This window comes from Micrococcus sp. FDAARGOS_333, assembly GCF_002206575.2.
Taxonomy (GTDB): Bacteria; Actinomycetota; Actinomycetes; order Actinomycetales; family Micrococcaceae; genus Micrococcus; species Micrococcus lylae.
In genome coordinates, this window is sequence record NZ_NJFJ02000001.1 from 911145 (window position 1) to 923630 (window position 12486).

The 12486-nt window shown below is 70.4% G+C and carries 10 protein-coding genes; 6 read left to right on the plus strand and 4 right to left on the minus strand.

Annotated features, from left to right (window positions below; genetic code table 11):
* The first annotated feature begins 105 nt into the window (after positions 1-105).
* Together CEQ11_RS04065 and CEQ11_RS04070 are read left to right on the plus strand one after the other, a co-directional pair.
* On the plus strand, positions 106-927 hold the full coding sequence (locus CEQ11_RS04065) for a carbohydrate ABC transporter permease (RefSeq protein ID WP_070638885.1): 822 nt from the start codon (positions 106-108) through the stop codon (positions 925-927).
* A gap of 35 nt (positions 928-962) precedes the next feature.
* Entirely contained in the window at positions 963-2330 is a 1368-nt protein-coding gene (locus CEQ11_RS04070) for an ABC transporter ATP-binding protein (RefSeq protein WP_088477822.1), read from the plus strand.
* 126 nt (positions 2331-2456) lie between these two features.
* Here CEQ11_RS04070 and CEQ11_RS04075 read toward each other — a convergent pair whose 3' ends face one another.
* The 3 genes from CEQ11_RS04075 to purU all read right to left on the minus strand — a co-directional run bounded on the left by CEQ11_RS04075 (position 2457) and on the right by purU (position 5003).
* Positions 2457-3428: a D-isomer specific 2-hydroxyacid dehydrogenase family protein gene (locus CEQ11_RS04075; protein ID WP_227718731.1), complete on the minus strand. Its 972-nt coding sequence runs from the start codon at positions 3426-3428 to the stop codon at positions 2457-2459.
* A 2-nt stretch (positions 3429-3430) separates the two neighbouring features.
* Positions 3431-3952, minus strand: coding sequence for a gamma carbonic anhydrase family protein (locus tag CEQ11_RS04080; RefSeq protein WP_088477824.1), 522 nt, complete (start codon positions 3950-3952; stop codon positions 3431-3433).
* Between the two features lie 127 nt (positions 3953-4079).
* Positions 4080-5003: a formyltetrahydrofolate deformylase gene (gene purU / locus CEQ11_RS04085; protein WP_088477825.1), complete on the minus strand. Its 924-nt coding sequence runs from the start codon at positions 5001-5003 to the stop codon at positions 4080-4082.
* Between the two features lie 151 nt (positions 5004-5154).
* Here purU and CEQ11_RS04090 point away from each other — a divergent pair, with 151 nt between their 5' ends.
* Positions 5155-7242 carry a hypothetical protein gene (locus CEQ11_RS04090; protein ID WP_088477826.1) on the plus strand — a complete coding sequence of 696 codons (2088 nt, stop codon included), beginning with the start codon at positions 5155-5157 and terminating at the stop codon, positions 7240-7242.
* A gap of 104 nt (positions 7243-7346) precedes the next feature.
* Here the strand turns inward: CEQ11_RS04090 and CEQ11_RS04095 are convergent, their stop codons facing one another.
* Positions 7347-8831 carry a catalase gene (locus tag CEQ11_RS04095; protein WP_088477827.1) on the minus strand — a complete coding sequence of 495 codons (1485 nt, stop codon included), beginning with the start codon at positions 8829-8831 and terminating at the stop codon, positions 7347-7349.
* A 271-nt stretch (positions 8832-9102) separates the two neighbouring features.
* Between CEQ11_RS04095 and glyA the strand changes: the two genes are divergently transcribed.
* From glyA to CEQ11_RS04110, 3 genes are all read left to right on the plus strand, one after another.
* Positions 9103-10380: a serine hydroxymethyltransferase gene (gene glyA, locus CEQ11_RS04100; RefSeq protein WP_088477828.1), complete on the plus strand. Its 1278-nt coding sequence runs from the start codon at positions 9103-9105 to the stop codon at positions 10378-10380.
* 8 nt (positions 10381-10388) lie between these two features.
* Positions 10389-11294, plus strand: a complete 906-nt coding sequence (locus CEQ11_RS04105; protein WP_088478892.1) for a bifunctional methylenetetrahydrofolate dehydrogenase/methenyltetrahydrofolate cyclohydrolase — start codon at positions 10389-10391, stop codon at positions 11292-11294.
* Between the two features lie 211 nt (positions 11295-11505).
* The gene (locus tag CEQ11_RS04110) at positions 11506-12486 is read left to right on the plus strand and encodes an ABC transporter ATP-binding protein (protein ID WP_088478893.1); all 981 of its coding nucleotides are present in this window, start codon (positions 11506-11508) and stop codon (positions 12484-12486) included.

A 12486-nucleotide genomic window follows, 5' to 3' on the forward strand; every position in this document is an offset into this window, starting at 1 on the left:
ACCCCTGACAAGTCCGGCAACGCACCGGACACGTCCGCGCACGGGCGCACGGAGGCAGGGCACAGCGCAGCGCCTCCGGCCAGGAAGAAGTCAGGGACGGGGCGGATCACCCTCGGCTGGTGGGTCCTCACCGTGCTGATCGGCATCTGGTGCCTGTTCCCGGTGTTCTCCATCCTGGCCACCAGCTTCAAGACGCCCTCGGACCTGTCCAACGGCCGGCTGCTGCCGACCTCCTGGTCCACCGTGAACTACGAGGAGATCTTCGTGGGCGGCTCCCGCGAGCTGTTCCTCACGGCACTGCGGAACTCGGTGGGCATCTCGGTGATCGCCACCGTGGTCGCCGTCGTCCTGGCCACCCTGTGCGCCTATGCGATCGCGCGCCTGGACTTCCCCGGCAAGCGGCTGGTGCTGACGGTCTCCCTGATGGTCTCCATGTTCCCGGTGATCTCGCTGGTGACCCCGCTGTTCAACGTATGGCGGACCATCGGCCTGTACGACACCTGGCTCGGCCTGATCATCCCCTACCTCTCGCTCACCCTGCCGATCTCCATCTGGACGCTGGCCGCGTTCTTCAAGCAGATCCCGTGGGAGCTGGACCAGGCCGCCCAGGTGGACGGCGCCACCCCGCTGCAGGCGTTCAGGAAGGTGATCGTCCCACTGGCCGCGCCCGGCGTGTTCACCACCGCGATCATCGCGTTCTTCATCGCCTGGAACGACTTCGTCTACGGCATCTCGCTGACCTCCACGGAGGCGGCCCGTCCGGTGCCGGCGGCACTGGCGTTCTTCACCGGCGCCTCGCAGTTCGAGTCGCCGACCGGCGCGATCTCCGCCGCCGCGATCATCGTGACCATCCCGATCGTGCTCCTGGTGCTCTTCTTCCAGAAGCAGATCGTGGCCGGCCTGACCAACGGCGCCGTCAAGGGCTGAGGCCCGGACCAACGCTTCGAAAGGACCCTGAACCGATGGCCTCCATCACCCTGAACAACATCCACAAGACCTACGACGACGGCTTCCACGCGGTGAAGGGCGTCGACCTGGAGATCGCCGACGGCGAGTTCGTGATCCTCGTGGGCCCCTCCGGCTGCGGCAAGTCCACCCTGCTGCGCATGGTCGTGGGCCTCGAGGACATCACCGACGGCGATCTGCTGATCGGCGACCGCCGCGTCAACGAGGTGGCGCCGAAGGACCGCAACCTCGCCATGGTGTTCCAGAACTACGCGCTGTACCCGCACCTGACGGTGTTCGAGAACATCGCGTTCCCCCTGCGCCTGAACAAGGAGGCCAAGCTCTCCGAGGACCAGATCAAGGCCAAGGTGGCCGAGGCGTCCCGCATGCTGGAGCTGGACGACCATCTGGACCGCAAGCCAGGAAACCTCTCCGGCGGCCAGCGCCAGCGCGTGGCCATGGGCCGTGCGATCGTCCGCGAGGCCGATGCGTTCCTGTTCGACGAGCCGCTGTCCAACCTGGACGCCAAGCTGCGCGGGCAGATGCGCGCCGAGATCGCCCAGATGCAGCGCCGCCTCGGCATCACCTCCATCTACGTGACCCACGACCAGACCGAGGCGATGACGCTCGGCGACCGCGTGGCTGTGCTCAAGAAGGGCGAGCTGCAGCAGGTGGCCTCCCCGCGTGAGCTCTACGAGCAGCCGATCAACCTGTTCGTGGCCGGCTTCATCGGCTCCCCGTCGATGAACTTCCTGCCCGCCAGCCTCAAGTCCGAGGGCGGCCGCCACGTCCTGTCCTCGCCGATCGGAGACATTCCGGTGCCGGAGGCGAAGGCCAAGGCCGCCGAGGGACGCGAGTTGGTGTTCGTGGGTCTGCGCCCCGAGTTCTTCGAGGACGCCTCCCTCGTGGACGAGGACAAGAAGTCCAAGGGCTCGATCTTCCAGGTGGAGCTGACCCACCTGGAGTGGCTGGGCCACGAGCAGTACGGCCACATCGAGTTCGACCCGGACCCGGAGGTCAAGACCATGCTCTCCGACCTGGCGAAGGAGATGGACGCGGACGAGCTGCGCCCGGTGGTGGTGACCACCCTGTCCGCGGAGTCCCGTGTCCGCCCGGGCACCCCGGTGGATCTGTGGGTGGACACCTCGCGCATCCACCTCTTCGACCCGAAGACCGGAGAGAACCTGACCCGCGACCCCGAGGCCGGCGCCGAGCTGACCCGCATGGCCGGCGAGGAGCGCCAGCGTCAGATCGATCTGGCCCAGGAGAACGACCGGAAGAAGAAGCAGGAGGGCGCCGGGCACCGGACCGAGGACGCCATCGGAGACAACCTCGACCACGGCGCCGAGGGCGAGGGCCGCACCGGCTCCCACGCCCAGGACTGACGCTCCCGGGGCGCCCTGGCCCCGGCCCACAGCAAAAGTGAGGGCAAGACACGGTCTCGTTCGTCGATCTCGACGCCGTGTCTTGCCCTCACTTTCGCCTTGTTCGCCTTGTTCGCCGTGTTCGGCTCAGTACCCGTCCTCGACGTCCACGAGCCCCTCGACCTCCCCGCCCTCCGCGCGAGCGGCGAGGTTCCGCCGGATCCGCGCATCGAGCAGCGGGATGCACATCTCCGGGGTGTCGGCGGTGTGCGGGGTGATCAGACAGCGCGGCTCGGCCCACAGCGGATGCCCGTCCGGCAGCGGTTCGGGGTCGGTCACGTCCGTGCCGTAGGAGCGGATCTTCCCGGCGGCCAGGGCGGCGGTCACGGCGTCGGTGTCCACGAGCACGCCGCGGCCGACGTTGACCAGCACCGCGTCGTCGTCCATGAGCTCCAGCTGCCGTGCGCCGACGATCCCGCGGGTCTGCTCGGTCGCCGCCGCGGCCAGCATGACCACGTCGGCTCCGGGCAGCACCTCGTCGAACCGGTCGGTCGTCACGGTGACGTCCGCGCCGGGCACGTCGTCCGCCCTGCGCCGCACCGCGGTGACGTGCACGTCCCAGGCCTTGAGCAGTCGGATGTACTCCTGTGCGATGCCCCCGCCGCCGAGCACCACCGCCCGGGCGCCGTCGAGGCTCTTCCCCCGGCACTGACCCCAGGAGGTCGCCGTGACGCGCTCGGGCAGATGCCGCAGCAGCGCGAGGGTCAGCATCAGGGCGTGCTCGGCCACCGGCGGGGCGTAGGTGCCCCTCGCCGACGTCCAGGTGATGTCCGGGCGGCTGCGTACGAGCGGCACGTAGGCCTCGATCCCGGCGAAGGGGAACTGCACCCAGTCGATCTGCGGGTTCGCCTCGAGCGCGGCGCGCACGTCCTCCACAGGGATCGGGGTCAGCAGCACCAGCGCGGTCGCGTCGCCGTCGCCGTGGGGTGGTCCGTCCGTCCCGACGACGGCCCCTCCCGTCTGCGTGACGGCTTCCGTCGGCCCGCGGCGGGCCTCGGCGTAGCGGGTGCCGGCCAGCTGTTCGGCCGTCGGCAGGATCAGCAGGCGTTCGGCGCGCACCCTCAGCCCTCCTGGGCGGCCTTGTGGGCCGCGGACAGCTCGAGGTAGATGCTTGCGTTGCGCTTCAGGGATTCGCGCTCGTCGTCCGAGAGCGGGCGGCGCACCTTGGCCGGGACACCGGCCACCAGGGAGCCGGCGGGGACCTCGGTGCCCTCCAGCACGAGCGCCCCGGCGGCCACCAGGGAGCCGGCGCCGATCGTGGCGCCGTTCATGACGGTGGCGGACATCCCGATCAGGCAGTCGTCCCCGACCTTCGCGCCATGGACCACGGCCGAATGGCCCACGGAGACGCCGGAGCCCAGCTGGCAGGGGAAGCCCTCGTCCGCGTGCAGCACCACGTTGTCCTGCAGGTTGGTGCCCTCGCCCACGCGGATGGGCGCGGAGTCGCCGCGCGCGGAGACGCCGTAGAAGGCAGAGGAGCGCTCGGCCATCTCGACGTCGCCGGTGATCGCGGCGGTCGGGGCGAGGAAGACGGACTCGTGGATGCGGGGCGTGGAGCCCTTCACAGTGATGATGTGTGCCATGTCACCAGGCTACGGGGAGCGGGCAGGCAGCGGCGAGCGCCACCGTGGTCCGAGGCCTGACGACGACGGCCGGTTCCCTCCGTCTTCTCGACGAGGACCGTCGTCGGGAAGGGGACGCGGGTGTGGATCAGCCGAAGACGACCGTGCGACGCCCGTCCAGCAGGACGCGGTGCTGGGCGTGCCAGCGGACGGCCTGGACGAGGGTGTCGCCCTCCACGTGCCGGCCGCGGGCCACGAAGTCCGCGGCGGTCTGCGCGTGGGTGACCGACTGGACGGACTGGGCGATGATCGGGCCCTCGTCCAGGTCCGCGGTGACGTAGTGGGCGGTGGCGCCGATGAGCTTCACCCCGCGTTCATGGGCCTGATGGTACGGACGCGCCCCCTTGAAGGACGGCAGGAACGAGTGGTGGATGTTGATGGCACGGCCCTCGAGTTCGGCGCAGAGCTCGTCCGAGAGGATCTGCATGTAGCGGGCGAGGACCACCAGGTCGATGTCGAACTCCTCGATGAGCTCGCGCAGGCGGGCCTCGGCTGCGGCCTTCGTCTGCGTGCCGGTCGTGGAGACCGGGACGTGGATGAACGGGACGCCGTAGAAGGAGGCCAGCGGCTGCAGGTCCAGGTGGTTGGAGACCACCACCGGAACCTCGATCGGAAGGGTGCCCGCGCGCTGCTGGAACAGCAGGTCGTTCAGGGTGTGGCCGTCCTTGGAGCACATCACCAGCGTGCGGGTGCGGACCGCGGCGTCCCAGAGTTGCAGGTGCATGTCGAACCGCTCGCCGACCGGGGCGAGAGCGGCGTCTACGGCGTCGTGTGCGGCCGGGGTGTGGAACTCCACGCGCATGAAGAAGGTGCCGGTGTCCGGGGAGTCGTACTGCTGGGACTCGGTGATGTCCGCGTCCACCTCGAGCAGGGCGCCGGAGACCGCGTGCACGATGCCCCGGGTGTTGGTGCAGGACAGCGTCAGGACGAACTCGTGCTCGCCGGACCCGGAAGAGGTTGCTGCGTCGGGGAAGGCGGGGGAGGGCGCAGAAGTGGTATCAGAGGAGGACATGCCAGCCATCAAACCACGGTGCCGGTCGGGTCGAACGGGGGGCGTCGGCCGATGACCACACAGCGGAAGGTGTGACATTCTCGGGTCTGAACTGTCTCCGCGACCGCGGAATCAGCAGTGACAACGACCGGAAGAAGACAGAGGAGACGTCATGGACAACCCCATCGTCTATGTGGTGATCGCCGCCATCATCGTGGTGCTGCTGATCCTCATCATCCTGAGCGTCGTCGCGGGCAAGCGCCGCGCGAACGCCGAGCTCGAGCAGGAGCTGCGCGCCGAGGAGCAGCGCAAGAAGAAGGCCGGCGTCAAGGACGACGTGATCCCGGGCGACGAGGACAAGGCCGCCGGGGCCGACCGCGTGACGCCCCGGAAGAAGGCGACCAAGGACGTCACGGCAGTGAAGGATGCCGACGGCCTCAAGGGGTCCGATGAGGCCGCCGCGGGCAAGGCTGCTGCGGACTCGGACGCCGGGCAGGCCGGCGGCAAGGACGGCCAGGACCCGGACGTGTCGAAGGAGGCCGATGTGCAGGCCGGCGGCAAGGATGTGCAGGTGGACGAGGCCGATGCCGACGCCGCCGCGAAGGTCGGCAAGGGAGGCCCGTGGGACACCCCGACCGCACCGGATGCCAAGGACCCGAACGAGCGCAAGCCGATCAAGTTCACCGAGGGTGAGAAGATCGCCGAGGCGGAGGCCGCCCGTGACGGCAAGGCCCCGAACGCCCCGAAGGAGACCCGCACGGGCAGCACGGCCGCTGCCGCTGCCGGTGCCGCTGCCGCCGTCGCCGGCGGTGCTGTGGCCGGTGGTGCTGCCGCCGCCTCCCAGGACGAGAAGGACGCCGACGAAGCCAGTGCCGTGAAGGCCGACGAGAAGACCGCAGCCACGGCTGCTGAGCAGAAGGTCGCTGACAAGGGTGCCGAGCGTGAGGTCGCCGACAAGGGCGACGTGGATGCCGGTGCCGAGAAGTCCGGCGTCTCCCAGGACGCCGATGTGCAGGCCGGTGGCCGTGGCGTGACCGTGGACGAGGCCGCTGAGACGGGCTCCGAGTCGACGCCGGTGACCGACTCCCAGCGTCAGGTCCAGCAGGCCACCGCAGCCACTGCGGCAGGCGTCGTCGGCGGGACGGCGGCCGCTGCGACCGCCGGTGTGGCCGGCGGCCAGGGCGTGCAGGCCGACGAAGCCGAGGCCGAGACGGGCCAGGGCACCGCCCCGACCGGCAAGGCCGACCAGGCCGACGGCGAGCCGGCCCTGGCGATGTCCTCCAAGGACGAGGACCGCATGGCCGCCGCGGTCGACGCCGACAAGAAGGAGTCCGTCCAGGCCACCGAGGCCGAGGAGTCGCAGGGCTCCGGCGCAGGCACCGCCGCCGTGGTGGGCGGCACCGCCGTCGCCGGCGGCGCTGTGGCTGCAGGCGCGGCCGCCCACGACGCCCGGACCGAGAAGGCCGAGGCTCCGAAGGAGGGCACCTACGGTGCTCAGACCCTGACGAGCGGCACTGACGTCCCGGGCACCGAGAAGGACCACGGCGACCTGCTGGACGAGCCCACCGCCGGCCGCACCACCGACGGCACGAAGATTGAGACCGTGACCCACGAGCAGCTCAACGCCCGCGCCGAGGGCGACGACGTAGACGGTGTCGACACGGCCGACGCCGCGCAGACCGATGGCGGCCGCGCGGACGCCCCGCAGACCGACACCGCCGACTCCGGGCACGAGACGGCCGCCCAGGTGGACGGCTACTCCGTGACCGGCGTGCCCGGCTACGCGGGACCGGTCTCCGAGCGCGCCCGGCGCGAGATCGCCGAGGACGAGGCCAAGGCATCCGCCGCCGGCGCCACGGACGCCGACGCAGGCACAGCCACCACCGGCAAGGCAGGCACCGACCAGTCTGACGCGGACAAGGCCGACACCGACCAGGCCGATGCGGACAAGTCCGGTACCGACCGCCGTGAGGTCCAGCCCGAGGAGACCCTCGGTGAGCACCACACCCCGGCCGCCCAGGGCCCGGTGTCCGTGGGTGCCTCCGGCACCGCGGCCGGCACCTCCGCCGAGGCCACCCCGGCGCGTCAGGAGGACGGCTCCCTGAAGGAGACCATCGTGGAGACCGCCAAGGGTGCCGCTTCCGTGGCTGCCAAGGGGGCCGCCAAGGGCGCTGAGGCCGGCGCCAAGGGTGCTGTGAAGGGTGCCGCCTTCCTCCGCGACAAGCTGGCCCAGGCCCAGGAGCGCCGCTGGAAGAAGTGACCCGCTGACAGGCGCCGCGGATGCACGCGGCTCCGGACAGACGACGGCCCCCTCACTTTTCGCAAGTGAGGGGGCCGTCGTCTGCCCATGGACGTCCTGCCGGATCAGACGCCCGGGATCTCCTCTCCGGCGGCGGCCTTCACGGCCTCCTCGATCTTGGCGCCGGTCTCGGCGTCCACGTTCTTCCAGTACTCGAGGGCCTTGGAGAGCACCGGCTCCTTCACGCCGTCGAGGGCGCCGGCCACGGTCTGCACGAACTCGGCGCGCTCCTCGTCGGAGAACACCTCGCGGACGAGGGCGCCGGCCTGGCCGAAGTCGTCGTCGTCCTTGCGGAGCGTCTGCGACTCGCGGGTCATCTCGCCGTCGGCCTCCCAGCCGTTGTCGACGCGACCCTCCTCGTCGGACCACGAGTGGTCGAAGGAGTTGGGGACGTACTGCGGGGCGGCGCCCTGATGGTGGTACGTCATCTGGCCGTCGAACGTGTAGGAGTTGACCGGGGACTTGGGCTGGTTGACCGGCAGCTGCGCGAAGTTCGTGCCGATGCGGTAGCGCGCCGCGTCGTGGTACGCGAAAGAGCGGGCCAGCAGCATGCGGTCCGGGGACAGGCCGATGCCCGGCACGGTGTTGCCCGGGGAGAACGCGGCCTGCTCGATCTGCGCGAAGTGGTTCTCCGGGTTCCGGTTCAGGGTCATGGTGCCGACCTTGATGCGTGGGTAGTCCTTCTTGGACCAGATCTTGGTCAGGTCGAACGGGTTGTACCGGTAGGTCTTCGCCTCCTCGTACGGCATCACCTGCACGTACAGGTCCCACTTCGGGAAGTTCCCCGCGGCGATGGAATCGAACAGGTCCTGGCGGTGGTAGTCGGCGTTCTCACCGGCCTTCTTCACGGCCTCGTCATTGGTGAAGTTGTGCACGCCCTGCTGGGAGATGAAGTGGTACTTCACCCAGAAGCGCTCGCCCTCGGCGTTGACCCACATGTAGGTGTGGGAGCCGTAGCCGTTCATCTCCGCCCAGGTGCGAGGCAGGCCGCGCGGGCCCATCAGATAGGTGACCTGGTGGGCGGTCTCCGGGTTGTTCGCCCAGAAGTCCCACTGCATGGTGCCGTCACGCAGGCCGGAGTCCGGCAGGCGCTTCTGCGAGCGGATGAAGTGGGTGAACTTCATGGGGTCGCGCATGAAGAACACCGGGGTGTTGTTGCCGACCAGGTCGTAGTTGCCCTCCTCCGAGTAGAAGCGGAGGGAGAAGCCGCGCACGTCGCGCCAGGTGTCCGGGGAACCGAGCTCACCGGCCACGGTGGAGAAGCGGGCGAGCATCTCGGTCTTGGTCCCCGGCTGGAACACGAGGGCCTTGGTGTACTGCGAGACGTCCTCGGTGACCTCGAACTCGCCGAACGCGCCGGAGCCCTTGGCGTGGGGACGGCGCTCCGGGATGTTCATCCGGTTGAAGTGCTGGTGGGTCTCCACGAGCTGGGTGTCGTGCAGGACGATCGGGCCGTCCGGGCCCACCGTCAGCGACTGGCGGTCCGACACGGCCGGGGCGCCCGACTGCGTTGTCGATCCGGTGGCGTGGGGAGTCTTCTTCTCAGTCATGCTCACTCCTTGCGTTTCTGTCCGGGCAGGGCCCGGGGTTTTCCGCCCTGTTCCGGAGGGCTCATTCCACTGTGTCACCTGGTGTCGGAAGCCGTAAGGGGCGGCACGCTCCGGCGGCGACGCCCACAGCGAAAGCAGCGGGCGCCGTCGTCGCCGGAACGGTCATGGACGCCAAGCCGCTGCGAGCGGTGCCACACAGCTGGCTAGGATGGTCCACGGAGCAGTCCGACCAGCCGAGGGTCGGAGCAGCCGACCGCCGAAGGGAAAGCCCGTGACCCAGCCCGATGTGAACACCCTCCCGCTGTCCGAGGTCGATCCGGAGATCGCCGCCGTCCTGGCCGACGAGCTGGGCCGTCAGCGCGGCACGCTCGAGATGATCGCCTCCGAGAACTTCGTGCCTCGGGCGATCCTCGAGACCCAGGGCTCGGTGCTGACCAACAAGTACGCGGAGGGCTACCCCGGCCGCCGCTACTACGGCGGCTGCGAGTTCGTGGACGTCGCCGAGAACCTCGCCATCGAGCGTGCCAAGGCCCTCTTCGGCGCAGAGCACGCCAACGTGCAGCCGCACGCCGGCGCCCAGGCGAACGTGGCCGTGATGACCGCCCTGATGGACCACGGGGACACCATGATGGGCATGTCCCTGGCGCACGGCGGCCACCTGACCCACGGCATGAAGATCAACTTCTCCGGCAAGAACTACACCATCGCCGCCTACGAGGTGGACCCGGAGACCTACACCGTGGACATGGACAAGGTCCGTGAGCAGGCGCTCGCCTCGAAGCCGAAGGTCATCGTGGCCGGCTGGTCCGCCTACCCGCGCCAGCTGGACTTCGCCGCGTTCCGTGAGATCGCGGACGAGGTCGGCGCCAAGCTCTGGGTGGACATGGCCCACTTCGCCGGCCTCGTGGCCGCGGGCCTGCACCCGAACCCGGTGCCGCACGCGGACGTGGTCTCCTCCACCGTGCACAAGACCCTCGCCGGCCCGCGCTCCGGCTTCATCCTCTGCAAGGAGGACCTGAAGAAGAAGATCAACTCGGCCGTGTTCCCCGGCCAGCAGGGCGGCCCGCTCATGCATGCGATCGCCGGCAAGGCCGTGGCCTTCAAGATCGCCGCCTCCGAGGAGTTCAAGGCCAAGCAGGAGCGCACCCTGGCCGGTGCCCAGATCCTGGCAGAGCGCCTCTCCGCGAAGGACATGCAGGACCAGGGCGTCTCCGTCCTCACCGGCGGCACCGACGTGCACCTGGTGCTCGTGGACCTGCGCAACTCGCAGCTGGACGGCCAGCAGGGCGAGGACATCCTGCACGAGGTCGGCATCACCGTGAACCGCAACTCCGTCCCGTGGGACCCGCGCCCGCCGATGACCACCTCCGGCCTGCGCATCGGCACCCCGGCCCTGGCCTCCCGTGGCTTCGGCGAGGCCGAGTTCCGCGAGGTCTCCGACGTCATCGCCGAGGCCCTCAAGCCCGGCGCGGACCTGGAGTCGCTGCGCGGCCGCGTGGCCAAGCTCGCCGACGACTTCCCGCTGTACGACGGCCTCGAGAACTGGTGACCGCCCAGATGACAGCACAGAAGCTGGACGGCAAGGCCACCGCGGCGGCCATCAAGGATGAGCTGCGCGGACGCGTGGCGACGCTGGCCGAGCGTGGCCTCACCCCGGGCCTGGGCACCGTCCTGGTGGGCGAGGACCCCGGCTCGCAGAAGTACGTGGCGGGCAAGCACCGCGACTGTGCGGAGGTCGGCATCCACTCCATCCAGAAGGAACTGCCGGCCGACGCCACCGAGGAGCAGGTCCTCGAGGCCGTGCGCGAGCTGAACGAGGACCCGGACTGCACCGGGTACATCGTGCAGCTGCCGCTGCCGAAGCACGTGGACACCCAGAAGGTGCTCGAGGCCATCGACCCGGCCAAGGACGCCGACGGCCTGCACCCGATGAACCTGGGCCGGCTGGTCGCCTCCGTGGGCGGCGAGCTGGACTCCCCGCTGCCGTGCACTCCGGCCGGCTGCGTGGAGCTGCTCAAGCGCCATGGCGTGGAGCTCGCGGGCAAGCACGTGCTGGTGATCGGCCGCGGCGTGACCATCGGCCGGCCCGCCGGCCTGGTGCTCACCCGCCGCGAGGTCAACGCCACGGTGACCCTGGCACACACCGGCACCACCAACCTGGACGAGCTGCTGGCGGCGGCCGACGTGGTCATCGCCGCCGCCGGCTCCGCCCACATGGTGAAGCCGGAGCAGGTCAAGGAGGGCGTGATCGTCCTGGACGTGGGCGTCTCCCGCACCACGGATGCCGAGGGCCGTTCCCGCATCGCCGGGGACGTGGACCCGGCCGTGGCGGAGAAGGCCTCCTGGATGGCGCCTAATCCCGGCGGCGTGGGCCCGATGACCCGCGTCATGCTGCTCGCCAACGTGGTGGAGGCCGCCGAGCGCGCCGCCGTCTCCGGCGACTGGGCGGGGGAGGCCCGCTGAGCCCGCTGGGCTGACCCGGCCGCCGTCCCCGTGCGGGTCGGCCGGCGGAGGGGCGCCGGCCGCAGCCCGGTGCGCGATGGCCGGCATGGCACCTTCCGGAGCGTCTGCCTGCGCGGGACCGGGGCGGGAGTCCGTGTCTGCCTGCCCCGGTTCCGGCGTCCACGCGTAGGATGCTGGCGTGAGCCACACCACCTCCTCTGCGGGCACCCCCGTGCCCTCCGCCACCGAGACCGCCGCCGGCACCTCGGGTACGTCCGTCATCCGCGCCCGCGGCCTGCGCAAGCAGTACGGCGACTTCCACGCGGTCCAGGGCATCGACCTGGACGTCACGCCGGGGGAGTGCTTCGGCCTGCTGGGACCGAACGGCGCGGGCAAGTCCACCACCATGCGCATGCTCGCGGGCGTCTCCCAGCGCACGGAGGGCGAGCTGTCCATCATGGGCATCGACCCGGAGGAGGACGGCCCCGCGGTCCGCGCGCACCTGGGCGTGGTCCCGCAGCAGGACAACCTGGACGAGGAGCTCACCGCCCGGGACAACCTGCTGATCTACGGCCGCTACTTCGGCCTGCCCTACTCCTACCTGAAGCCCAAGTCCCTGGAGCTGCTGGAGTTCGCGCAGCTCACGGACAAGGCGGACACCAAGGCCGATGCCCTCTCCGGCGGCATGAAGCGCCGCCTGGTGATCGCCCGCGCCCTGGTGAACGAGCCGCAGCTGCTGCTGTTGGACGAGCCGACCACCGGCCTGGACCCGCAGGCCCGCCACATCCTCTGGGACCGCCTCTACCGGCTGAAGGAGCGGGGCACCACGCTGGTGCTCACCACGCACTACATGGACGAGGCCGAGCAGCTCTGCGACCGGCTCGTGGTCGTGGACGGCGGGCAGATCATGGCCGCCGGCACCCCGCAGGCGCTGATCCGCGAGCACGCCTCCCGCGAGGTCCTCGAGGTCCGCTTCGGCACGGACCGCAACGAGGCCGCCGCCGAGGTGCTGCGGGCCGAGACCCGCGTGCACCGCATCGAGGTCCTCCCGGACCGTGTGCTGCTCTACGGCGACCGCGCCGACGAGCTCCAGGACGCCGTCACCGCGCTCGCCGAGGCCGGCCGCGTGACCGCACCGGTCACCGCGCTGACCCGCCGCGCCTCCCTGGAGGACGTGTTCCTCATCCTCACCGGCCGCACCCTGGTGGACTGA

What these genes read in the sequence shown, in the direction of transcription:
- CEQ11_RS04070 (WP_088477822.1), top strand. Translation starts at nt 963, where the DNA reads ATGGCCTCCATCACCCTGAACAACATCCACAAGACCTACGACGACGGC.
- CEQ11_RS04080 (WP_088477824.1), bottom strand. Translation starts at nt 3,952, where the DNA reads ATGGCACACATCATCACTGTGAAGGGCTCCACGCCCCGCATCCACGAG.
- purU (WP_088477825.1), bottom strand. Translation starts at nt 5,003, where the DNA reads ATGTCCTCCTCTGATACCACTTCTGCGCCCTCCCCCGCCTTCCCCGAC.
- CEQ11_RS04090 (WP_088477826.1), top strand. Translation starts at nt 5,155, where the DNA reads ATGGACAACCCCATCGTCTATGTGGTGATCGCCGCCATCATCGTGGTG.
- CEQ11_RS04095 (WP_088477827.1), bottom strand. Translation starts at nt 8,831, where the DNA reads ATGACTGAGAAGAAGACTCCCCACGCCACCGGATCGACAACGCAGTCG.
- CEQ11_RS04105 (WP_088478892.1), top strand. Translation starts at nt 10,389, where the DNA reads ATGACAGCACAGAAGCTGGACGGCAAGGCCACCGCGGCGGCCATCAAG.